The organism is Octadecabacter temperatus (genome assembly GCF_001187845.1).
Lineage (GTDB): Bacteria > Pseudomonadota > Alphaproteobacteria > Rhodobacterales > Rhodobacteraceae > Octadecabacter > Octadecabacter temperatus.
The window spans coordinates 188,053-210,556 of sequence record NZ_CP012160.1; the positions used below are offsets into that span (position 1 = coordinate 188,053).

Here is a 22,504-nt window from a genome sequence, read left to right on the forward strand (position 1 = left end):
GCATGAATAAGGCGGCGGACCAAAATGGTCACTTCTAATGATCTGATCATTACTTCTGACGATCTGATCGCGAGGGTCCGCGCCTACAACCCCAAAACGAACGCAGCGCTTATTGCCGATGCTTTTGTATTTGGGGCCGAGTCCCATGAGGGCCAGTTTCGCCATTCCGGTGAAGCATATTTCACCCACCCCATTGCCGTTGCCTGCATTCTTGCTGAACAGCAGATGGATGATGCGACGATCATCACAGCGCTCTTGCATGACACGATCGAAGACACTGGCGCGACGTTCGCTGTTGTCGAGGAACGTTTCGGGCGTGAGATCGCTGACCTTGTGGACGGTGTTACCAAGCTCACGAACCTTCAGGTAAGTTCCCATGAAACCAAGCAGGCGGAAAATTTCCGCAAGCTGTTCATGGCGACGTCACGTGATTTGCGGGTGACGCTAGTCAAACTCGCAGACCGTCTGCATAACATGCGCACGATCAAGTCCATGCGCGACGACAAGCAGGCGCAGAAGGCCCGTGAAACCATGGATATCTATGCGCCGCTCGCGGGCCGTATGGGTATGCAGTGGATGCGCGAAGAACTTGAAGATCTCGCGTTTCGCGTTCTGAATCCTGAAGGGCGCAATTCGATCATCCGCCGTTTTATCACATTGCAGCGGGAAACTGGCGACGTTGTCGAAAAAATCCAGACGGATATGGAATTCGAGCTGGATAAGGCGGGCATCAGCGCCGATATCTATGGGCGTGCCAAAAAGCCCTATTCGATCTGGCGCAAGATGCAGGAAAAAGAGCAGGGGTTTTCCCGTCTTTCCGACATTTATGGTTTCCGTGTCATCACGCATTCCGAAGCCGAGTGTTACGCCGCATTGGGTGCCATTCACCAACGTTGGCGCGCGGTACCGGGTCGTTTCAAAGACTACATCAGTCAACCTAAATCTAACGGCTACCGTTCTATTCACACCACCGTTTCAGGTCGTGACGGCAAACGGGTCGAAGTTCAAATTCGCACTGTTGAAATGCATGAAGTCGCTGAAGCAGGCGTGGCTGCACACTGGTCATACCGTGAGGGTGAGCGCGTTGAGAACCGGTTCGCGGTTGATCCTGCCCGTTGGATCGCGCAACTGACCGAGCGCCTTGATGAGGATCACGATCACTCTGAATTCCTCGATCTGGTTAAGTTGGAAATGTATCAGGACCAAGTGTTCTGCTTTACGCCCAAGGGCGACGTTATCAAACTGCCGCGCGGTGCGACGCCAATCGACTTTGCCTACGCCATCCATACACGGATTGGGCACGCCTGCGTTGGCGCTAAAATTGACGGGTTGCGCGTTCCACTTTGGACCCGAGTGAAAAACGGTCAATCGGTTGAGGTCATTACCGCGGACGGGCAAACGCCACAGGCGACTTGGATCGATATTGCGGTCACTGGCCGCGCCAAAACGGCAATTCGCCGTGCGCTACGTGAAGAAGACCGCGCGCGCTTTATCCAACTGGGCCGAGAGCTGGTGCGGGTCGGGTTTGAAAACGTCCAAAAGAAAGCCACCGACAAAGCCCTGAAAACCGCCGCAAAGGCGCTTGGCATATTGTCTGTCGATGATCTGCTCGATCTTGTCGGATCCGCCGAGATCACGTCCCGTGCGGTTGTGTCCGCAATCTACCCTGAACTCGCAATTTCTGACGGTGTCGAGATTGAATCGCGCCGCGCCGTCATCGGGCTTGAAGCAGGGCAAACGCGGCGTCTTGCGCAGTGCTGTCAGCCTATTCCGGGGGAACGCATTGTTGGTATTACGTCCCGTGGTCAAGGCGTCGTTGTCCATGCGATCGACTGCGAGGTTCTCGCCGATTTTGAAGACCAGCCAGAGCGCTGGATCGATCTGCACTGGCAAGAAGGTACGCATTCGGCGACCAACACAATTACGTTGGAAATGACCATCACCAATGATGCAGGCGTTCTAGGGAGAATCTGCACGCTTATTGGTGAAAATGATGCAAACATATCTGATCTGGTGTTCATCGATCGCAAACCAGATTATTTCAGGTTGCTGATCGAGGTTGACCTGCGCGATGTAGAACATATGCACATAGTTATGACCGCGCTTGAGGCTGATACGAACGTTGCCGAAATTGCGCGGCATCGCGACCCTGACCGAGCAGGGCAGGTACAACGACAACGATAACTGGCGAAAGCCAAAGGGGATCAGGTGGTCTTTAGACGCAGAGACAGACGCCCTCTCTGGCGCGTGGTGTACGAGTTTTTCTGGCCGCGTGGCGGCTGGGGACGTGCTGCGCAATACGTCAAACACCGCGTGCGCCGCTTGCCGGATACGCCCGAAAAGATCGCGCGTGGTATTTGGGCCGGTGTCTTTACGACTTTCTGCCCATTTTACGGCCTTCACTTTTTTATCGCCGCGCTTATCGCGATGATCATGCGGGGGAATATCCTCGCGTCACTTATGGCGACGTTCTTTGGGAACCCCCTGACCTATATCCCTATTGCTTACGCGTCTCTCACGACGGGGCATTGGTTGCTTGGGACACGGCTTGATCGCACGTTGCTAAATTCCCCCGGGGGCAAAGATTTTTGCGGAATTGGTTGTAAGTTCAACCGCGCAGGCCGCGATCTTTGGCAAAATTTCAAAGCGATGTTCACTGGCCAAAAAGCGGACTGGCGTGGCCTGTCGGATTTTGGCACAGAGGTTTTTTACCCCTATTTGGTTGGCGGAATCCTTCCCGGAATTATCGCGGCGACAATCGCTTACTACCTTTGCGTGCCTTTGATCCGCGCCTATCAGAACAGCCGTCGTAAGGCTTTGCGGGCAAAACTTAGCCAGCTAAAGAATCCGGCTGACGGCGAATAATTCCACCGCTAGAGTGAGGCCAGTAGAAGGGGTTTTTTATGTCCAAATTGCGTTTAGGTGTGAACATCGACCACGTCGCGACAGTGCGCAACGCGCGCGGTGGCGATACGCCCGATCCAGTGCGTGCCGCGAAGCTGGCCGAGGATGCCGGTGCTGACGGAATTACCGCGCACCTACGCGAAGACCGCCGCCATATCGGGGACGCAGATATTGATGCGCTGATGGAGGCACTGACAGTTCCGCTTAACTTTGAAATGGCGGCAACGGACGAGATGCAAAAGATCGCGTTGCGTCATAAGCCCCATGCTGTTTGCATCGTCCCTGAAAAGCGTGAGGAACGCACGACTGAGGGCGGCCTAGAAGTCGCACGCGAAGAAAACCAACTCGCCCACTTCATCGCACCACTACGTGATGCTGGCTGCCGTGTTTCGATCTTTATCGCCGCGGACCAACGCCAAATCGAAGCCGCGCACCGTATTGGCGCGCAAGTCATTGAGCTTCACACCGGAGCATATTGCGATGCACACGCCGAGGGCGACTTTAAAACCCGTGATATCGAACTCGAAAAGATGCGCGACATGGCCGCGCTCGCGCATTCGCTCGGACTTGAGGTTCATGCAGGTCACGGGCTGACTTATGACACCGTCAAACCCGTCGCCGCATTTCCCGAAGTCATGGAGCTCAACATTGGGCATTTCCTGATTGGTGAATCCATTTTCCGAGGACTACAGCCCGCTATGGCCGAAATGCGCCGCCTGATGGATGAGGCGCGTGAAGCATGATCTTGCATGCGGTCTATCTGTCGTTGCCTGATGATGCGGATCGCGCAGAACTGGCGGACATAATGGTCGGGTTGCAAGAATTGATCGGAAAGATCGACGGGTTCGTTGCGTTTGACCACGGGCCCAACATTGATGTTGAAGACAGCTCGCCTGAGGTGAATTACGGCTTTCACGGAACCTACGTAGATCGCGCAGCGCTTGCGTCATATGCAGATGACCCACGCCATCAGGCGCTTGGGGGGGCGGCTTGTGGCCTTGTGTGGCGGGGTGGATAGAATCAAGGTCTATGATATTGAGACTGCCGGAGAACCCTAATGCGCCTAGTTTTCATGATTTCCGCCATGCTTTTGGCCTCCCCAGTCGCCGCGCAAACTGCATTTCCCTGTGATTGGCAGGCGCGGGCCGACAGTATTGTTGAGCCGTGGGAGGACAACATTGCAACGTTTGCAAACGGCGCTGTTCGCGTTGCATTGCTGGACGTAATCGAACCTGCCGCAGCGTCATACTATCTGTTGGTTCTGCACCCTCCTGTAGATGAGATGGCAGGAAGGGTTTGCACAACAGTCGGCCTAGACGACGAACTGGGTTATGCGGGCATGTTTTTCAATGAGTTGGAGGCAAGTTATGATCCCGCAGCTGGCCTTACTTTGCAAATTCCGGCGATCATTTATCTGCCCGAGCAGAGCTTTCAGAACTCGGCTTTGCTGCAGATTTCAATAAACCAATCTACTGGCAAAGTGGCCGTTACACAGGAACTCGGGAATGAGTGATCTTCTCTTTCCGTTGCCATTTCTCTTGCTCGGCTGGGCAATCGGCGGCGGCAGCCCCGGCCCAGCGACACTCACGATATCAGGCACCTCAATGGCGCACGGGCGTGGCATGGGGCTGAGATTGGCATCGGGCGTTGTGCTTGGGTCCGCAATTTGGGGGATCGCCGCGGCACTCGGGTTTTCCGCAATCATGATGTCCAACGCTTGGTTGTTCAATTTGGTGCGATACGCTGGCGCGATCTATCTTTTGTACCTTGCTCTGAAATCGCTGCGTTCCGCGTGGCAGGGCCAAGCATTGAAGCCGCAAAAGGCAACACGCATTGGCGCATTCGGTAAAGGGCTCGCGTTGCACCTAACGAATCCAAAGGCAGTCTTGGGGTGGGGCGCGATCTACGCAATCGCTTTGCCGTCTGACGCACAGCCCAGCTCAGTTGTCCTGCTTTTCGGCGCGCTCATTTCAACGTCAGCCTTTGTTTTTCTTGGCTACGCTGTCCTGTTTTCGTCAGCACCAATCGCCGCCGGATACGCGCGACTTAAACGGGTGTTCGACCTTACCTTTGGTGTGCTATTCGGTGCGGCATCGCTGAAACTCCTTACAACAAAGCTCACTCCATGATCCTAGGCATCGGCACTGACCTCGCGAATATCGAACGTATACAAGGGACGCTTGACCGTTTCGGTGACCGTTTTCGCAATCGTGTGTTCACGGACATCGAGCAGCGCAAAGCCGAAAACCGCAAAGACATTGCAGGCACCTATGCCAAGCGCTGGGCCGCCAAAGAGGCGTGTTCCAAGGCACTGGGCACGGGGCTTCGAATGGGCATCTTATGGAAAGACATGGCCGTTACGAACCTGCGCACGGGCCAGCCAGTGATGGCGGTGACCGGATGGGCAAAAGAACGGCTTGAGACGATGACGCCGGAGGGCCACGAGGCGATTATCCACGTAACCCTGACCGACGATCACCCTTGGGCGCAGGCCTTCGTCGTGATTGAGGCCAGACCCCTTACAAACAAGGATACTGCGGGTTGACTAACGCGGCGCGGACCCTCACATAACCCCCACTTTCAATGACGCAAAAATGTTAGGTTCCGCTGTGTGGGCATCCATTAAAGAAACAGTAAAAACAGTAGTTTACGCACTGCTTATCGCAGGCGTCTTCCGTACGTTCCTGTTTCAACCATTTTGGATTCCATCAGGTTCGATGAAAGAAACGTTGCTGATCGGCGATTTCCTCTTCGTGAACAAGATGGCCTACGGCTATTCCTACGCGTCTTGCCCGTCGATCATCATCCCGCGTTTTGGCATCGATGTGGACGCTGAAGATTTCTGTGGCGTGTTCAAAGGCGGTAATGACCGGCTGATGGGATCAGAGCCCGAGCGCGGCGATGTCGTCGTGTTCCGCCACCCTGTAACGGGTCGCGACTTTATCAAACGTGTCATCGGCCTGCCAGGCGATACGATTCAGGTGCAGGAGGGTGTGATCATCCTCAACGGTACTGAAATTCCACAAACAGAGGCTGGCCTGTTTACTGAAACGATGGAACACCAAGGCAGCGCTGGGAACTTGCCGCGCTGTGCCAATGGTGCTGTCGGCCTTGGTGCAGAATGTCTGAAACAACGCTTTACCGAAACGCTCCCCGAAGGGACGCAGTACACAGTGCTGAACATCGGTGATCGCGACCTCGACAACACTGGTATTTTTACCGTCCCAGAAGGCCAGTATTTCTTCATGGGTGACAACCGCGATAACTCGTCTGACAGTCGTGTCCCACAAATTTCGCGTGGCGTCGGCTTCGTTCCATATGAAGACATCGTCGGCCGTGCTGATCGCATCATGTTCTCCTCGTCTGGCCGTTCGCTATTGGCGTTCTGGACGTGGCGTTCTGATCGCTACTTCAAGGCGGTCGAGTGAAACTGTCCGGTCCACTTCGCGAATTTCAAGACAGGCTCGGCCACGTCTTTGCCACGCCTGACTACTTGATCCGCGCCGTGACCCATTCGTCCATGTCGTCACCCCATCGTGACGACAACCAGCGCCTCGAATTCCTTGGGGACCGCGTTCTTGGCTTGGTCATGTCCGAGGCTTTATTGAATGCTGATGTGAATGCGGCTGAAGGTCTTCTCGCGCCGCGTTTCAACGCGCTTGTGCGAAAAGAAACCTGCGCTGATGTTGCCCGCCAGATTGACCTTGGCGCTGTGCTGAAGCTTGGTCGTTCCGAAATGCTGACGGGTGGCCGCCGCAAAGAGGCGCTGTTGGCGGATGCGATGGAAGCCGTGATTGCCGCTATCTATGTTGATGCTGGTTTTGAGGTTGCCCGTGATCGTGTTGTCGCGATGTGGGGTGACCGCATTCACAACGTTGAAAAAGACGCGCGTGACGCGAAAACCGCGCTGCAAGAGTTCGCACAAGGGCAGGGCGAAGCGCCCCCATCCTATGTTGAAATCGCCCGCAGCGGCCCAGACCACGCTCCGATATTTACCATCGAAGCCCGCCTGCAATCAGGCGCAACCGAACAAGCCCAAGCACCCAGCAAACGCCAAGCAGAACAAGCCGCAGCCAAAGCCCTATTGGACCGCGTGCAAGGAGAATCCAAGTGAGCGAAGCAACCCAACAACGCGCCGGTTTTGTCGCCCTCATTGGTGAACCTAACGCGGGTAAATCAACGTTACTGAACAGAATGGTCGGCGCGAAGGTGTCTATCGTGACCCATAAGGTGCAAACGACCCGCGCCCGTATTCGCGGCGTCGCGATTGAGGGCGATAGCCAGATCGTGTTCGTGGACACACCGGGACTGTTTTCACCCAAGCGCCGCCTTGACCGCGCAATGGTCGCTGCCGCGTGGAGCGGTGTTTCTGACGCTGACGTTGTTGTGCTGATGATCGAAGCGCACCGTGGTATCACCAAGGGTGTCGAGGCGATTTTGGAACGTCTGAACGACGTCGGCAAAGGGCGCACTGTCGCGCTTGCAATCAACAAGATCGACCGCGTTGAATCCGAGGTTCTGTTGGGGCTGGCAAAAGAGTTGAACGACCGTTTTGATTTTGCGGAAACGTTCATGATTTCCGCAGAAAAGGGCCACGGCACCAAGGCCTTGCGCGAATGGCTTGCAGGGCTGATGCCTGTTGAACCTTGGCTTTACCCCGAAGACCAGATCGCCGACCTACCGATGCGCATGATCGCTGCGGAAATTACCCGCGAAAAATTGACACTGCGTTTGCACCAAGAACTCCCCTATCAGTTGACTGTTGAGACTGAGAATTGGGAAGAACGCAAAGACGGATCCTGTAAAGTCGATCAGTTGGTTTACGTCATGCGCGATGGCCACAAAGGTATCGTTCTGGGTAGCCGTGGTGAGACCATCAAGGCCGTTGGCAAAGCCGCCCGCGAAGAACTCGTCGAATTCCTGGGCCGCAAAGTGCACCTGTTCATTCAGGTCAAAGTACGCCCCAACTGGCTTGAAGACTCCGAGCGGTATTCGGAAATGGGCCTGAACTTCAAAGACGGAAACGAATGAGCGCACGCCTTACATCAGATGTTTGGGTCTCCGCCTATCTGACGCGATTGCGGCTTGTTGAAATTCCTGTGTTTGTGACCCGAAAGGGCGACGCAACGGCTGGATCGGTTCTGGTCAAACTCAATACATTGGACGGCCAAGCAAAAGCGTTTCAACGCCAGTTTGATCTGATGTCAGGTGAGCGTGAATGGGTGGTTCTGGCCGAAGGTGCTGAAGAAGACGTCGATGCCTCGCTCAACAAGCAGGCCAGCTTTGATCCTGATCTTTGGGTGCTTGAGGTTGAGGACAAACAGGGCCGCCATTTGCTTGATGATCCGTCCTTGGCATAGGGTGGCGCCATGATTGAATGGCGCGATGAAGGGGCTTTGTTGAAGGTCCGCAAACACGGCGAAAACTCCGCAATTATTGAGGTGTTCACACCTGATCGTGGGCTCACGGCGGGCATTGTTCGCGGTGGCACCAGCCGTAAGATCGCACCCATGCTGCAACCCGGTGCGCAGCTTTCCGTGTCATGGAAGGCGCGGCTTGAGGACCACTTGGGCAGCTTCACCGTAGAACCCGTACGCAGCCGCGCTGCGCAGGTGATGCAAGATCGCCTCGCGCTGGCAGGGTTGAATGCTGTGACGGGAATACTGTCGTTCGTCTTGCCGGATCGCGAAAAGCACGCACCGCTTTACGCTCGCACAATTGCATTACTTGATCTGCTCGGTCAGAACGACGTTTGGCCGCTTGCTTACCTGCAATGGGAAGTCGCCCTGCTTGAAGAAATGGGGTTCGGCATGGACCTATCCGCCTGCGCGGTGTCCGGCCTGAACGATGACTTGTTTTACGTCTCACCGCGCACGGGGCGCGCGGTGTCGCGTTTGGCGGCAGGGGATTGGGCGGACAGACTTTTGCCGCTTCCGCATGTGTTGTTGGGTAAAGGCGACGCCGACATCGGCGAGATTGTCAGGGCGTTGCGCACCACGGGGCATTTCCTGAACAACCACCTCGCCAGATCACTGGGGGACCGTCAAATCCCAGAAGCACGTCAGCGCCTAATTGACACGATGAAACGCCTCGCTTAACGCGCCACGAATACCATTTCGCGGCCATCAGTGTTGGATAAGATTAACGTGTCACCGGACGCTTCAGCCAACATCATTTCTTCAAGTGCTGCGAAGAAGACAGTTTCTGCGGAAAGGTTTTCACATGCCATGCGTGTCGCACCTATGCCGTCTAACCCAAACCAAGGGTAGGGTGCTGTCTGTTCTGCAAAGTACCGATTGCATGGCGCTTGCCCTTCGACCTTTCCTGCTTCGGGAAAGCTAATCGTCGCGATCGCGTTGAAGGGAACACCATCAATTTCGACCAAATGGTATTCGGCGGTTGGCTCGACAAATCCTGAAATGCTCTCATCTGGGAAACAGGCGGAGACAAAGAAAACGGGCAGCAAGGCGGCGAAAAATCTAAACATGCCCTGTATATAATTCCTCACATTGCCCGTAAAAAGGGGAGAAACTTTACGGATGCATCCGGACGTGGTTTTCTACACCTATATTTGGAGAACCTTATGATCGTTGAATTTGCATTAAGCCTGTCCCTTTCTCTGCCTGTTGCTGGCCCGACTGTTACGCTGGTGGAATTTACTGAACCAGTTCAGCAGGTTATCACCTATCCACCAGATGCCGTTCTAAACCAGCTATCCGGTTTGACCCTTCCAGACGGGACTATTCAGGCGTTTGAAGACGGCTTTCTCGTCGAGGACACATTTTTTGGCGCATTCGCGATTACCAAAGATTTTGGCTATGGCTATGTGACGGGCTCCAACTCGATTGAGGCTGCGCGAGAGGTCGCCATTCAGGAGTGCTTGAAACAAGGGCCAGTCTGCATGATCTACGCTGAGTTGCTGCCAAATGGGTACGTTCCACTTGCGCAAGGTCAAGTCGCTCTCTCACCTGAAGCGGCAAATCACTTCAATAACCCGAACCCAGATTGGGGCAATTACCGCGCAATGGCGATCAGCGAAGACGGTGCTTATTCGGTGGTGTGGAACTACGGCTCGCCGCGCGAAGCGTCAGAGGCAGCCTTAAGCGACTGCACGGGATACAGGGTCGATGACCTCCCGAACTTACGTGACATGCCATGCGTTTTGATCCCGTTCAAATAGGACGGTTGGGGCCGAGCGATCACGCCGCTCGGCCCCACTACTTTACAGAATGCGTCGCGCAATAACCTGCGCTTGAATTTCGCCAGCACCTTCAAAGATGTTCAAGATACGCGCGTCACACAGGATACGGCTGACTTTGTATTCGAGCGCAAATCCATTGCCGCCGTGGATCTGCAATGCGTTGTCCGCAGCGGCCCATGCGACACGTGCACCAAGCAGCTTCGCCATGCCCGCCTCAACGTCACAACGACGGCCTTCATCTTTCTCAAAGGCACTGAAATACGTCAGCTGACGGGCAACCATGATCTCAACCGCCATCATCGCCAGCTTGTTGGCTACACGTGGAAATTCGATCAACGACTTGCCGAACTGTTTGCGATCTTGGGCGTATTGCATGCCAACGTCCAGCGCTGAGCAGGCAACACCAATTGCGCGCGCGGCGGTTTGGATGCGTGCAGACTCAAATGTCTCCATCAGTTGTTTGAAACCTTTGCCCTCTTCGCCGCCAAGCAGGTTTTCACCCTTTACCTTGAAACCATCAAACGCCAGTTCGTATTCCTTCATGCCACGGTATCCGAGAACTTCAATCTCGCCACCTGTCATTCCCTCGGTCGGGAACGGGTTGGCATCGTCGCCTGGTGTCTTTTCGGCCAAGAACATTGACAGGCCTTTGTAGTTCGACGTGTCAGGGTCCGTGCGGGCCAGTAATGTCATCACATGGGTGCGGCTTGCATGGGTGATCCATGTCTTGTTGCCGGTGACGGTGTAGTCGTCACCATCCTTAACAGCGCGGGTGCGCAGGCTACCAAGGTCAGAGCCAGTATTCGGTTCTGTGAACACGGCTGTTGGCAACTTTTCAGCACTCGCCAAAGCAGGAAGCCACTTTTGTTTCTGCTCTTCGGTGCCGCCCGCGATGATCAGTTCCGCTGCAATCTCAGAACGTGTCCCAAGCGAGCCAACACCGATATAGCCGCGCGACAGTTCTTCGGAGACCACGCACATGGATGCCTTCGAAAGACCAAAGCCACCGTACTCTTCAGGGATCGTCAGACCGAACACACCCATTTCGGCCAACTCGTCGATCACCTCCATTGGGATCAGTTCGTCCTTTAGGTGCCATTCGTGGGCAAACGGCTCGACCTTCTCAATCGCATAGCGGCGGAACTGGTCGCGGATCATTTCAAGCTCTTCATCAAGGCCAGTCGTGCCGACAGACACCTCAGCGCTACGTTCTTGCATCAACGCAACAAGACGCAAACGCGCAGCTTGTGTGTTGCCGCCTTGTGTCAGGGTTTGAACCGCAGGGACCATCATCTCACGCATCTGATCTTGCGTCAGGCCGATGTCTTGCAGGCGCAAAATCTCACCTTGGTTCATCGGGATGCCGCCGTAAATCTGCCAGAGGTATTCCCCGAACGCGATCTGGTGGATCAGCTGGTCAACTTCGCCAAACTTGCCGTCGGCCTGCAGCTTTTCCGCCCAAGTTTGCATTTGCGCCAGAGCTTCGACATAGGTCGCAAGCCATGCCAACCCGTGGGCGGCGGTTTGCTCGGCCTCGACCAATGCACCAGATGCGCGGCCATCAACCATCACCTTTTCACGAACACAGTCCTTCGCGGTTTCGAGCAATGCCCGCAATGGCGCGATTGTCTCTGCAGTTGCTGAAAGCAGGTCAGCGAGGATTAGCTTTTGGCCTTGGTCGTCACGAGGCATGGTCGACTCCTTTAGTTTGCAGATGCAGCAATATAGTTTTCGCAGTTGCAGCGCAATAATAATTCACCAGAAACTTACCCTACGAACGAAAAGAACTCGATCGTTTTGCCCGTGCGAGCCCTCTTAGCAAGGTATATGTGGTGAGTATGGAACAACTCTTTGGATTTGAAAGCCTTAGTACATTGGTATTTGTACTGTCCGTAGCCCTTTGTGCAGGGCTGGTGAAGGGTATCGTTGGCTTTGCTATGCCGATGATTCTGATTTCGGGAATGACGCTCGTTTTGCCGCCTGAAACTGCACTGGCAGCATTGATCTTACCAACGCTCATAACAAACGTCTGGCAGTCCCTACGCCAAGGCGTGCAGAGCGCTCTGCAAACCATTCGTGAGTTCAGAGTTTTCTTGCTGTGCGGCTTGGTGTTTTTGGTCGCCAGCGCGCAATTTGTGCGACTGCTCGAACCACAGATCCTTTACGGTTTCATCGGTATCTTGGTGACCGTTTTCACTGCAACGCAGCTGTTGGGGTTACGCCCTAAGTCATTCAAAAAATCGACACGCGTTGAATTGGCAGCAGGGGCGCTTGCTGGATTTACGGGTGGTTTGTCAGGTGTATGGGGACCGCCGACGGTCGCCTACTTGACCGCGATCGACACCAATAAACAGGAACAAATACGGGCTCAGGGCGTGATCTACGGCCTTGGGGCAATCGCGCTTGCAGGTGCGCATATTCAAACCGGGGTGCTTCGTGCAGAAACCCTGCCGCTTACATTGGCGATACTGCCGTGCGCGTTGCTTGGCGTATGGCTCGGCTTCAAACTACAGGACCGGATCGCGCAACAGACCTTCCGCACGGTGACCTTGGTGGTACTTGCAATCGCAGGGCTAAACTTGTTGCGACGTGCGATACTCGGTTAACTTAGCAAGTCGAGATAACCGCATACGCCAGCCAGTTCAGGAAGCGCGCTGGGTGGTACGACCGTAAACGTCGTCTCATACAACGTAACGGCGCCATATGTGGCCGTCATTGTCCATTCGCCCAAAGCAAGTTCATAGGGATAGTCGAACTGGTAGAACGTGATATTTGGATCATCACGAGAGCCAACAACAGTCGTAAAGCTTTGCTGTGTGGTGCCGCTGTCATCCAATGGGGGGTGTGTGACGGTCATCAGAACACCGTCCTGCCCAATGGCCGAAGCAAGACCTGAGCGAACACCAAACCCAATCCCCAATACACCCGGAACAAGGCGGTTAGTGCTCACAAATTGTGGGGCATCTTCGACGACGTATGTGGTTCCAGCCAGGGTATCGGGCGCCAGCCGAACGGTTCCACCCTCTTGAGCGCACAGGACCCCCGCTTCAAAAAGCCCAAGCATTGGAGAAACGAAGTCGTCCTCAGCAGCGGATGCGCAAACGCCCCAAGCAATGCTCAGGGCGCTTACAATAAATGTAGATTGCATTTTCATGCAGTCAGATTAGCCGATTGCAGCAGCTTTGACATCCTCATCAATGAACGGAAGGTACTGTTCAAAGTTATCTGCAAACATATCAACAAGCTTTGACGCCTGTGCGTCATACGCAGCGCTATCCGCCCATGTGTCGCGTGGGTTCAGAAGAACGTCATCCACACCGAGGCAAGCCACAGGCACATCAAAACCGAAGTTCGCATCCTTGCGGAATTGGCCTTCGACCAAAGTCCCGTTCAGCGCAGACGTCAGCAAAGCACGTGTCGCTTTGATCGGCATACGGTTGCCCGTGCCGTAAGCACCACCCGTCCAGCCGGTATTCACCAGCCAGCATGTTGCGCCATGCGTCGCTATCTTGGAGCGCAGCAAGTTGCCGTAGACCTCAGGACGGCGCGGCATGAACGGCGCACCGAAACAGGTTGAAAACGTCGGCTCAGGCTCGGTAACACCGCGCTCAGTACCTGCAACCTTGGACGTGAAACCGCTCAGGAAGTGGTACATTGCCTGCGCTGGGCTAAGACGCGCAATCGGAGGAAGGACACCAAAGGCATCACACGTCAGCATGATGATATTCTTAGGGTGACCACCAAGCGCTGTTTCAGACGCGTTGGAGATGTAATTCAGCGGGTATGCACAACGCATGTTCGCTGTCAGACTGTCGTCTTCAAAGTCGAGCTCCAGCGTTTCTGGATCGAACACCATGTTTTCGATCACAGTGCCGCTCATCTCAGTTGTCGCGTAGATTTCAGGCTCGGCTTCAGGGTTCAGACCGATGGTTTTAGCGTAACAGCCGCCCTCAAAGTTGAAGATACCGCGATCTGACCAACCATGCTCATCGTCGCCGATCAATGTGCGGTTCGGGTCAGCGGACAGTGTTGTTTTGCCGGTGCCGGACAGGCCAAAGAACACAGCGCTGTCGACAGGGTTGTCTTTGGCGTGGTTGGCCGAACAGTGCATCGGCATGATGTCTTTTTCAGGCAGCAAGTAGTTCAGCAGCGTGAAAATCGATTTCTTGTTCTCGCCTGCGTACTCGGTGCCTGCGATCAGGATTATTTTGCGGTCGAAGTTCATCGTGATGACCGTTTCAGAACGGCATCCGTGACGTGCTGGGTCCGCAAGGAAACTTGGGCAGTTGATGACCGTCCAATCCGGCGTGAAGCCAGGAAGCTCGGACGCCTCAGGGCGACGCATCAAGTGACGGATGAACAGACCGTGCCACGCCATTTCAGTGACGAAGCGAACGTCCAAGCGGTGCGCTGGGTCAGCGCCACCAAACAAATCTTGCACGAAGTAGTCTTTGCCACCCATGTGCGCGATCATGTCGTCATAAAGCTGGTCAAACGCAGCAGGTTCCATCGCAGCGTTGTTTTCCCACCAGATGGTGTGTTCAGTCGTTGCGCTGCGAACAACGTGTTTGTCCTTTGGTGAACGACCCGTGAACTTCCCCGTTGTCACGAGAAACGCGCCGCCTTTACCAAGCTGGCCTTCGTCACGCTTCAACGCTTCGGCAATCAGGTCGTCTTCGGAGTAGTTATAATAGACCTGACCCAACCCGTTGATGCCTTGATCAGGCAGCTTCATGGATGGGTTGACCGTGCCGTGGTCCATAGTCTCTCTCCTAAGATTGTTGGGGCAAAATGCCTTACAATCCTGACCTAACATGACGGTTTCACACGTGAACAGGCGCCTTTGTCACAGTTAGCGCAACCAAATCAACGTTAGCGCCATCATCGCGGTTCATCGCCGACCGAGATGCGCTCCAAACACCATAAGTGAGACATTTTAGTCATTGGTTACTCTTTTTAAGGGTACAAAGAGGTGAAGTTTGACGGCCTTTTTCAGTTTTGGATTGATTCGCTTGGGCTAAGTGGGGCAAAACTAAGAAAAAACAGGCAATTAAAAACACGAGCAGTTAGAGAGGCAGTCACATGTCACGAATCGCACTTGTCGATGACGATCGAAATATTCTCACTTCAGTACAGATCACCCTCGAAGCCGAAGGCTTTGACGTGGAAACTTATGCAGATGGCCAGCAGGCACTGGAAGCGTTCAATAAGCGTATGCCGGAACTTGCCGTTCTGGACATCAAGATGCCGCGTATGGACGGCATGGATTTGCTGCAGCGCCTTCGCCAGAAAACAACGATGCCAGTTATTTTCCTGACATCCAAAGATGATGAAATTGATGAAGTCCTAGGACTGCGCATGGGCGCGGACGACTACATCAAGAAGCCATTCAGCCAGCGCCTCTTGGTGGAACGTATCCGTGCGCTGTTGCGCCGTCAGGATGCGATTTCCGGCGAAGAGATTGAAGAGACAGAAGACAACAAAACCCTCGAACGCGGTGAGTTGACGATGGACCCACTGCGCCACGCTGTGAAATGGAAGGGCAACGATGTTTCCCTGACAGTCACCGAATTCTTGCTCTTGCAAGCATTGGCCCAGCGCCCTGGCTTTGTGAAGTCTCGCGATCAGTTGATGGACGTCGCGTATGACGATCAGGTCTACGTTGATGACCGCACAATTGACAGCCACATCAAACGTCTGCGCAAAAAGATGCGCACTGCGGATGATGAGTTTTCGGCAATCGAGACACTTTATGGTATCGGGTACCGGTACAACGAAGAGTAAAGACGGCCAACAGGTGAAACCTAAATGACGGTTGCCCCCAAGATTGATGTTCGTGATCTAAAGTCCGTGCGTGATGCCGCGCACGGGACGGGTGGCGTTGTCTTGGGTGATGACTTCGTTGCGCCGCGAACCGAAGACTTCATGACCCAACGACGCAAACGTCGCGGCGTTATTCATCTACGCAAATCCCCGCTGGCGCGGAAAATCATCATGTACAACTTGGTTGGCTTGATCGTGCTTGTAGCGGGCGTGCTTTACTTAAATCCAGCACGCGACAATCTCGCGTTTCAACGCGGCAGCGCATTGGTCAGCGAGGTAGAGCTGATTGCCGATGTGTTTGAAGCGCAGCTTCCCGTCAATGCGCCCGTAAACTTAATGAGTGGTGATGGTGCTGACGCCCGGATAACGCTTCAGAATCTGGACCTTCGCGGTGGGGTGGATGTTTATCTGCTCGACCGTAGTGGTGCGCTCGTTGAACAATGGTCAGATCCGTCGCCAGGTAATACGCCAGTTCCCGGTCTTGAACTCGAAAGCCGTGGGATTTTTGTTACCTCCGCCTTGAGCAACTTTCTCACGAAAATGTCGCAACTCTTGGGACGACGCCCTAACGAAGAAGTCGAACTGGATCTGACTGAAGAACTCCAAAATGCCGTACCTCAAACCCTTGAGATCGGTACGTGGATCGAAACGCAAGTCGACCAAAGGGGGCGATCCTATTTCAAAGTGCTCACGCCTGTGGTGCAGCAAGGTGGCTCTCCGGTTGGTGTGATCGCCTTGGTTTCGGCGCCCGGTGAATTGGACGATCTAGTCAGCCGTGACCGTGAGCAACTGATACAGATGTTTGTAATCGGCATGCTCGTATCGATTGCTCTAAGCCTTGCCTTGGCCTCAACTATCGCCCACCCTCTATCAGACCTTGCGAAAGCCGTTGAGTTGGGTCGTGATCGCAACGCCCGCAAAATGTCGCCCCACAGTATTCATATTCCTGACCTGACCGGGCGACCCGATGAAATCGGCCGCTTGTCTGGTGCAATGCGCGGTATGGTGTCTGCGCTGTTCGAACGTATCGAGGGTAATGAGCAATTCGCAGCAGATGTGGCCCACGAGATCAAGAACCCTCTGGCATCATTGCGGTCTGCCGTCGGCACGCTGCGCAACGTTAAACGCGAAGACCATCGCCAACGAATGCTGGAAGTCATCGAGCATGACGTGCAGCGATTGGATCGTTTAGTTAGCGACATCTCGAATGCATCACGTTTGGATTCAGAACTGGTCAAAGAGGAAGAAGAGTCCTTCGATCTGATCAAGACACTTAGTCATTTGACCGAGTTCCTTGGCAATCAAGCCAAAGAGAAGAAGGTCGACTTTATATCCGATCTCCCCAAGACCCCGATACAGATCATGGGCCTAGAGGGGCGTTTGGCGCAGGTCTTCGTCAATCTTATCTCTAACGCGATCTCGTTTTGTGAAGACGGCGATGCGATCCGTGTTTGGGTTCGTAAACGCGAAAATCGGGTACTTGTTGTTGTCGAGGATACTGGACCGGGTATCCCTGACGGGGCGCTTCAAAAGGTGTTCCAACGCTTCTACTCGGAACGCCCTGAAATGCAATTTGGTGACAACTCTGGCCTTGGCCTTGCGATTTCCAAGCAAATCGTTGAAGCGCATGGCGGTGTGATTTGGGCCGAAAATATTCGCCCGACCGATGCTGACATCGGATCAGAGCCGCTTGGCGCACGCTTCGTGGTCGGCTTGCCCGTTTAGATGTTGTCGGAGTCGCCCAAGACTGGGTCGGATGGCCAGTTGCAACTCCATGCAAGCACAGTTGTCTTTAACAACAAAGCCGTCGCGATTTGCGGCCCGTCTGGGTCTGGTAAGTCCGCGCTCGCGCTGGAATTTTTGTCGCTCAACGCCACGCTTTTAGCCGATGACATCACGTGGCTGAGTGCAAGCCAACAAGGCCTAATCGCTAGCTGCCCTCCGGCCATATCTGGCCGGATTGAGGCCCGTGGTGTTGGCATAATGAACGCCGCTCCGTCGGGGCCTAAACCATTGCACTTGATCGTCGATCTAGGCATGCCCGAGGCGGATCGCATTCCCGATCCAAAGACGGTCATACTGCTTGGCCATGAAGTCGCGCTGCTTCACACCCCCGCGATCAAGCATTTTGCCCATGCCATCGCGCATTATATGGTGCATGGTCTAGCGACCTAATCCGCGCAACTGGAGAAACATATGAGTACCGACATGCCGAAGCCGCAAAAGCTGATCGTCGTGAGCGGTCCGTCCGGCGCCGGTCGTTCAACGGCAATTAATGTCCTCGAAGATCTTGGCTTTGAAGCGATTGATAACGTTCCGATGTCGTTGCTTCCCCGACTTACGCACGGCGAGCTTAACCGACCTTTGGCGATTGGGCTTGATGTACGAAACCGTGATTTCTCGATCGATGGCGTGAAGGATTTGCTGGCACAATTGCGTGGTCGGGATGACGTCGAAGCGCAACTTTTGTTTCTTGAAGCCAACGAAGATACGCTCGTGCGGCGCTATTCCGAAACCCGTCGCCGTCACCCGCTGGCACCAGATGAGCCCGCCATTCAAGGCATCAGAAAAGAAGCCGAGTTGCTTTTGCCGTTGCGCGAAAAGGCCGAGTTCTTATTGGACACCTCTGATCTGTCGCCTCATGACCTCAAGGCGAGCCTAACTGAGTGGTTTGGTGAAGACGGCGGTTCCTTGTTCGGGGTCAGTGTTCAGTCATTTTCCTACAAACGCGGCGCGCCGAAGGGTGTCGATATGACCTTTGATTGCCGATTTCTGAAAAACCCATACTGGGAGCCTGCGCTTCGCAAAATGACAGGGTTGGACCCCGCCGTTGGCAAACATATTCAGACCGACCCACGCTTTGACGAGTTTTCCAACAAAGTAACGGATTTGCTCCTAATGTTGCTTCCAGCGTTTCGCGACGAAGGGAAATCACATTTGAGCATCGGGTTTGGGTGTACCGGAGGGCAACACCGGTCGGTCTTCGTAACGGAAGAGGTTGCGTTGGCCCTTGCGAAACAGGGTTGGCAGGTGTCTAAGCGACATCGAGAAATTGATCGGGCCTACTTGGGCGCGGTCCAGCAGGGCGGATCATAAAATAGCAGATTTGATCGGAATTGTTATCGTGGCGCATGGTGGCCTGGCGGCAGAATATCTGTCGGCGGTTGAGCACGTTGTCGGCACGCAAGCAGGGATGAAAGCCATCGCGATTGGCCCAGAGGACGACCGCGCCGCGAAGCAAGACGAGATATGTGACGCCGCGGATTCCGTCGATACGGGCAGCGGCGTTGTTATCGTGACAGATCTTTTCGGCGGCTCTCCGTCCAACTTGTCGTTACGTGCCTGTAGTCCGCAAAATCGACGGATTCTATATGGTGCGAACCTTCCGATGCTTGTGAAACTCGCAAAGTCGCGACGTAAGTCCGTGGTTGATGCCGTGTCTTCGGCGATGGACGCGGGCCGCAAATACATCGACAGTCACGTCGTCGAGCAGGACAATTAGAGGCTGATATGGCGCAACGCACATTGAACATCATCAATATCAAAGGCTTGCACGCCCGCGCTTCGGCAAAATTTGTCGAAACCAGCGAACAATTTGATGCGCAAGCCGAAGTTTCCAAGGACGGAATGTCAGCAGACGGTGATAGCATCATGGGGCTTTTGATGTTGGCAGCTTCCAGCGGAACCTCTATTGAAGTTGAAACTAAAGGCCCTCAGGCCGATCAGCTCATGGATGCGCTGGACGCATTGGTGGCCGATAAGTTCGGAGAAGGGGACTAACCCCTTTTCCTGATATGCTAGGAAGCAGCGTTTGACCGACATGTCGACAAGATCAAAGACGTCCAACGACGAGGCCGATGCACCCCGTGTGTACGACCGCGCTTCGCTGACCTATTCAGAGACGTTTGATAGCAATACCAAGCGTTGGTTTATCAAGGCGATGGAATGGGTGACGGGTAAGATTACCGTCGTGCGTCGCATCCGTGCGTTTGAAAAGATGGGCCAACCAAAGGGGCAGGCTTTTTGGCCCGCAACGATGAAGGTGATGGGGATTGAGATTCAAACCCCAGAAGACCAGTTGGACAACATCCCAGAAACAGGCCCCGTGATGTTTGTCGCCAACCACCCTCATGGGTTGGTTGATGGGATGGTATTGGCCGACCTGATCGGCCGCCGTCGCAATGATTACCGTATTCTTACTCGCTCGCTACTGACGGGTATCGACGAAGCGGCATCCAGTTACATGATTCCGGTTCCGTTTCTGCACCAAGAAGATGCGCAAGAAAAGATGATCGAAATGCGCGCCAAATCTATGGAGCACCTCGGCAATGGCGGTTTGATCGCCTTGTTCCCGTCAGGTGTGGTTGCAGCATCTGAAACGATGTGGGGTCCCGCGATTGAAGAAGAATGGAACGTCTTTACAGCTAAGATGATCCGTCGTTCTGGCGCGACAGTCGTTCCGTGCTTCTTCCCAGGTAGCAATTCACGCGCCTACCAGATTGCAAACCAGCTGAGCGCGACTTTGCGCCAAGGTCTGTTGATCCATGAAGTTGCGCACGCGTTCGACAAGCCGCAAAAGCCTGTCATCGGGACACCAATTCCGCCGGAAGAGGTCGCTGAACGTAGTAAAGACCCACGCGCATTTATGGCGTGGCTACGTGAACACACGCTTGCGCTGAAGGAATAACGGTTTAGCGGGTCGGAACGGGCGTTTCACCGCGATAGTCGTAGAACCCTCGTTTGGTCTTGCGACCCAACCATCCGGCTTCCACATACTTCGTCAAAAGCGGGCAGGGGCGGTACTTGGTATCCGCTAACCCTTCATGCAGCACATTCATGATCGCAAGGCAGGTATCCAGACCAATGAAATCCGCGAGCTCAAGCGGCCCCATTGGGTGGTTCGCACCAAGCTTAAGTGATGTGTCGATGGATTCAACATTCCCGACGCCCTCGTACAGCGCATAAACCGCCTCGTTGATCATCGGCATCAGAATGCGGTTAACGATAAAGGCGGGGAAATCTTCAGCCGTGGCTGATGTCTTACCAAGGCGATCAACCACACCCTTACAGGCGTCATAGGTAGGCACATCTGTTGCGATCCCACGTATCAGTTCGACCAATTGCATGATCGGAACTGGGTTCATGAAGTGGAATCCCATGAACTTTTCAGGGCGGTCAGTGCGCGATGCAAGCCGTGTGATAGAAATGGAGGATGTGTTCGAAGTTAGGATCGTGTCTGGTGTCAGGTGGGGAAGTAGATCATCGAAAATCGCTTGCTTGATAGTCTCGCGCTCGGTCGCGGCTTCGATAATTAAATCCGTTGGTCCGAGGTCGGTCAGCGAAAGCGTGGTGTTGATACGGCGCAGTCCCTCGTTCTTTTCTGTCTCGGTAATGAGTTCTTTAGATACCTGACGATCCATATTCTTGCCGACGCTTTTAAGCGCAGCAGAAAGAGCGTCTTCGCTGATGTCAGTCAGCAGCACGTCATATCCAGCCAATCCGCAGACGTGGGCAATTCCATTGCCCATTTGCCCTGCACCTACGATGCCAATCCGTTCAATGCCCATGCGTTCAGCCCTTTGTTAGTTGGCGCCACCATAGGCGGGTGCATGGGCACTCTCAAGCGCTGCAATTCAACACAAGTTTAGTCGAATGCTTGATTTAGGGATTTAGCAACACAACGGGCAGAAAGTGGGCAGCGGTGAGTGAAATTTAAGAAGGGTGGGACCCATGAAAACCGAAGCGATTCTAGGGGGCGCAATGCGTTCCGCACCGTGCAGCTATGGATTATCAAAACTATTATTCAGAGGGCCGCGAAGGCCGACCGATGGCCGCTATATTGCCTTCCTCGGTGGATCCGAGACATTTGGCAGATACATTCCGAAACCGTTTCCTGAATTGATCGAAACAGCGATCGGGGAAGTTTGTATAAACCTTGGCAATCAGTCGGCAGGCCCCGATGTCTTTTTGCATGAGGCGGCGATCGAGTCGTTGTGCCATGATGCGGCCGCAACGGTAATTCAAATTCCGGCGGCAACCAATCTCAGCAATCCGTTCTATAGGGTGCATCCTAGGCGCAATGATCGCTTTATCGCGCCAACAGAACGGTTGATCGCGCTCTATCCCGAATTGGATTTCGCTGAGATCGCATTCACAGGGCACTTGATTACGCGACTACGCGCAATTGACGATCAACGATTCATCATCGTGCGTGGTCAGCTTTGCAAAACATGGGTACACCGCATGAAGGCGCTTGTTGCGAAATGCACAGGTCCGACATTTCTGTTGTGGTTCGCTACACGGGCACCGCAGGACCCCAGTGTTGGTATTCATCCATCAAATCATCCGGCGTTTGTGACGCGCCCAATGGTTGAAGCGCTGCGTCCTTACGTCAGTGACATTATCGAAGTGATCGCCAAACGGGGGGAGCTACGTGGCATGGTGTTTCCACCGCTTGAGGCGCTCGCGGCACAGGACATGCTTGGCGTTGAGGCGCATGAGGCCGCGGCAAAGGCGCTGCGTGCACCGTTGCTTTTTGGGCTTGGAGCTTAAGGGGTGCTCAAACAGAAAAGGCCC

At 54.3% G+C, this 22,504-nt stretch carries 27 protein-coding genes; 22 read left to right on the forward strand and 5 right to left on the reverse strand.

Annotation, left to right across the window (positions count from 1 at the left end; all coding sequences use genetic code 11):
- Positions 1-45: 45 nt before the first annotated feature.
- Genes OSB_RS01020 through recO form a run of 12 tightly spaced genes read left to right on the forward strand, consistent with a single transcriptional unit; the run spans position 46 to position 9,002 of the window.
- On the forward strand, positions 46-2,184 hold the full coding sequence (locus tag OSB_RS01020) for a RelA/SpoT family protein (RefSeq protein WP_049835994.1): 2,139 nt from the start codon (positions 46-48) through the stop codon (positions 2,182-2,184).
- A 24-nt stretch (positions 2,185-2,208) separates the two neighbouring features.
- Positions 2,209-2,865: a DUF2062 domain-containing protein gene (locus OSB_RS01025; RefSeq protein WP_049833231.1), complete on the forward strand. Its 657-nt coding sequence runs from the start codon at positions 2,209-2,211 to the stop codon at positions 2,863-2,865.
- A 38-nt stretch (positions 2,866-2,903) separates the two neighbouring features.
- Positions 2,904-3,647, forward strand: coding sequence for a pyridoxine 5'-phosphate synthase (locus tag OSB_RS01030; protein WP_049833232.1), 744 nt, complete (start codon positions 2,904-2,906; stop codon positions 3,645-3,647).
- Entirely contained in the window at positions 3,644-3,922 is a 279-nt protein-coding gene (locus OSB_RS01035) for a Dabb family protein (RefSeq protein ID WP_234967408.1), read from the forward strand. Before OSB_RS01030 ends, OSB_RS01035 begins: the two co-directional genes overlap by 4 nt.
- Positions 3,923-3,961: 39 nt before the next feature.
- Positions 3,962-4,417, forward strand: a complete 456-nt coding sequence (locus OSB_RS01040) for a hypothetical protein (protein ID WP_049833233.1) — start codon at positions 3,962-3,964, stop codon at positions 4,415-4,417.
- Positions 4,410-5,033, forward strand: coding sequence for a LysE family translocator (locus tag OSB_RS01045; protein ID WP_049833234.1), 624 nt, complete (start codon positions 4,410-4,412; stop codon positions 5,031-5,033). Before OSB_RS01040 ends, OSB_RS01045 begins: the two co-directional genes overlap by 8 nt.
- Positions 5,030-5,449 carry a holo-ACP synthase gene (gene acpS, locus OSB_RS01050; protein ID WP_049833235.1) on the forward strand — a complete coding sequence of 140 codons (420 nt, stop codon included), beginning with the start codon at positions 5,030-5,032 and terminating at the stop codon, positions 5,447-5,449. The genes OSB_RS01045 and acpS overlap by 4 nt, the downstream gene beginning before the upstream one ends.
- A gap of 49 nt (positions 5,450-5,498) precedes the next feature.
- Positions 5,499-6,332, forward strand: coding sequence for a signal peptidase I (gene lepB / locus OSB_RS01055; RefSeq protein WP_200802544.1), 834 nt, complete (start codon positions 5,499-5,501; stop codon positions 6,330-6,332).
- On the forward strand, positions 6,329-7,018 hold the full coding sequence (gene rnc / locus OSB_RS01060; protein ID WP_049833236.1) for a ribonuclease III: 690 nt from the start codon (positions 6,329-6,331) through the stop codon (positions 7,016-7,018). Before lepB ends, rnc begins: the two co-directional genes overlap by 4 nt.
- Entirely contained in the window at positions 7,015-7,935 is a 921-nt protein-coding gene (gene era / locus OSB_RS01065) for a GTPase Era (protein ID WP_049833237.1), read from the forward strand. Before rnc ends, era begins: the two co-directional genes overlap by 4 nt.
- A complete protein-coding gene (locus tag OSB_RS01070) occupies positions 7,932-8,264 on the forward strand; it encodes a DUF1491 family protein (RefSeq protein WP_049833238.1) in 333 nt (110 codons plus the stop codon). Before era ends, OSB_RS01070 begins: the two co-directional genes overlap by 4 nt.
- A gap of 9 nt (positions 8,265-8,273) precedes the next feature.
- Entirely contained in the window at positions 8,274-9,002 is a 729-nt protein-coding gene (gene recO, locus OSB_RS01075) for a DNA repair protein RecO (RefSeq protein WP_049833239.1), read from the forward strand.
- Here recO and OSB_RS01080 read toward each other — a convergent pair.
- Complete coding sequence (locus OSB_RS01080) at positions 8,999-9,391, reverse strand: META domain-containing protein (protein ID WP_049833240.1); 393 nt, start codon at positions 9,389-9,391, stop codon at positions 8,999-9,001. The genes recO and OSB_RS01080 overlap by 4 nt on opposite strands.
- Before the next feature lie 96 nt (positions 9,392-9,487).
- On the opposite strand from OSB_RS01080, the gene OSB_RS01085 reads away from it, so the two are divergent.
- A complete protein-coding gene (locus OSB_RS01085) occupies positions 9,488-10,084 on the forward strand; it encodes a hypothetical protein (RefSeq protein WP_049833241.1) in 597 nt (198 codons plus the stop codon).
- A gap of 42 nt (positions 10,085-10,126) precedes the next feature.
- Here the strand turns inward: OSB_RS01085 and OSB_RS01090 are convergent, their stop codons facing one another.
- The gene (locus tag OSB_RS01090) at positions 10,127-11,797 is read right to left on the reverse strand and encodes an acyl-CoA dehydrogenase family protein (RefSeq protein ID WP_049833242.1); all 1,671 of its coding nucleotides are present in this window, start codon (positions 11,795-11,797) and stop codon (positions 10,127-10,129) included.
- Between the two features lie 146 nt (positions 11,798-11,943).
- On the opposite strand from OSB_RS01090, the gene OSB_RS01095 reads away from it, so the two are divergent.
- Positions 11,944-12,711, forward strand: a complete 768-nt coding sequence (locus OSB_RS01095; protein WP_049833243.1) for a sulfite exporter TauE/SafE family protein — start codon at positions 11,944-11,946, stop codon at positions 12,709-12,711.
- Here the strand turns inward: OSB_RS01095 and OSB_RS01100 are convergent.
- Together OSB_RS01100 and OSB_RS01105 are read right to left on the reverse strand one after the other, a co-directional pair.
- Positions 12,708-13,259 carry a DUF3859 domain-containing protein gene (locus OSB_RS01100; protein ID WP_049833244.1) on the reverse strand — a complete coding sequence of 184 codons (552 nt, stop codon included), beginning with the start codon at positions 13,257-13,259 and terminating at the stop codon, positions 12,708-12,710. The genes OSB_RS01095 and OSB_RS01100 overlap by 4 nt on opposite strands.
- Before the next feature lie 9 nt (positions 13,260-13,268).
- Positions 13,269-14,867, reverse strand: coding sequence for a phosphoenolpyruvate carboxykinase (locus tag OSB_RS01105; RefSeq protein WP_049833245.1), 1,599 nt, complete (start codon positions 14,865-14,867; stop codon positions 13,269-13,271).
- Positions 14,868-15,187: 320 nt separating this feature from the next.
- On the opposite strand from OSB_RS01105, the gene OSB_RS01110 reads away from it, so the two are divergent.
- The 7 genes from OSB_RS01110 to OSB_RS01140 are packed head-to-tail and all read left to right on the forward strand — an operon-like array spanning position 15,188 to position 20,615.
- Positions 15,188-15,889, forward strand: coding sequence for a response regulator transcription factor (locus OSB_RS01110; RefSeq protein WP_049833246.1), 702 nt, complete (start codon positions 15,188-15,190; stop codon positions 15,887-15,889).
- Between the two features lie 24 nt (positions 15,890-15,913).
- Entirely contained in the window at positions 15,914-17,653 is a 1,740-nt protein-coding gene (locus tag OSB_RS01115) for a sensor N-terminal transmembrane domain-containing protein (protein ID WP_049833247.1), read from the forward strand.
- Positions 17,654-17,692: 39 nt separating this feature from the next.
- The gene (locus OSB_RS01120; RefSeq protein ID WP_234967407.1) at positions 17,693-18,103 is read left to right on the forward strand and encodes an HPr kinase/phosphorylase; all 411 of its coding nucleotides are present in this window, start codon (positions 17,693-17,695) and stop codon (positions 18,101-18,103) included.
- 21 nt (positions 18,104-18,124) lie between these two features.
- On the forward strand, positions 18,125-19,024 hold the full coding sequence (rapZ, locus tag OSB_RS01125) for an RNase adapter RapZ (RefSeq protein ID WP_049833249.1): 900 nt from the start codon (positions 18,125-18,127) through the stop codon (positions 19,022-19,024).
- 10 nt (positions 19,025-19,034) lie between these two features.
- Positions 19,035-19,430, forward strand: a complete 396-nt coding sequence (locus OSB_RS01130; protein WP_049833250.1) for a PTS sugar transporter subunit IIA — start codon at positions 19,035-19,037, stop codon at positions 19,428-19,430.
- 8 nt (positions 19,431-19,438) lie between these two features.
- Complete coding sequence (locus OSB_RS01135) at positions 19,439-19,708, forward strand: HPr family phosphocarrier protein (RefSeq protein ID WP_049833251.1); 270 nt, start codon at positions 19,439-19,441, stop codon at positions 19,706-19,708.
- Positions 19,709-19,748: 40 nt separating this feature from the next.
- Positions 19,749-20,615: a lysophospholipid acyltransferase family protein gene (locus OSB_RS01140; RefSeq protein ID WP_049835996.1), complete on the forward strand. Its 867-nt coding sequence runs from the start codon at positions 19,749-19,751 to the stop codon at positions 20,613-20,615.
- A gap of 4 nt (positions 20,616-20,619) precedes the next feature.
- On the opposite strand, the gene OSB_RS01145 is transcribed toward OSB_RS01140, so the two are convergent.
- Positions 20,620-21,495: a 3-hydroxybutyryl-CoA dehydrogenase gene (locus OSB_RS01145; protein ID WP_049833252.1), complete on the reverse strand. Its 876-nt coding sequence runs from the start codon at positions 21,493-21,495 to the stop codon at positions 20,620-20,622.
- A gap of 163 nt (positions 21,496-21,658) precedes the next feature.
- Between OSB_RS01145 and OSB_RS01150 the strand changes: the two genes are divergently transcribed.
- Positions 21,659-22,480 (forward strand): DUF6473 family protein, encoded by an 822-nt coding sequence (locus tag OSB_RS01150; protein WP_049833253.1) that lies wholly within the window; start codon positions 21,659-21,661, stop codon positions 22,478-22,480.
- Positions 22,481-22,504 lie beyond the last annotated feature (24 nt).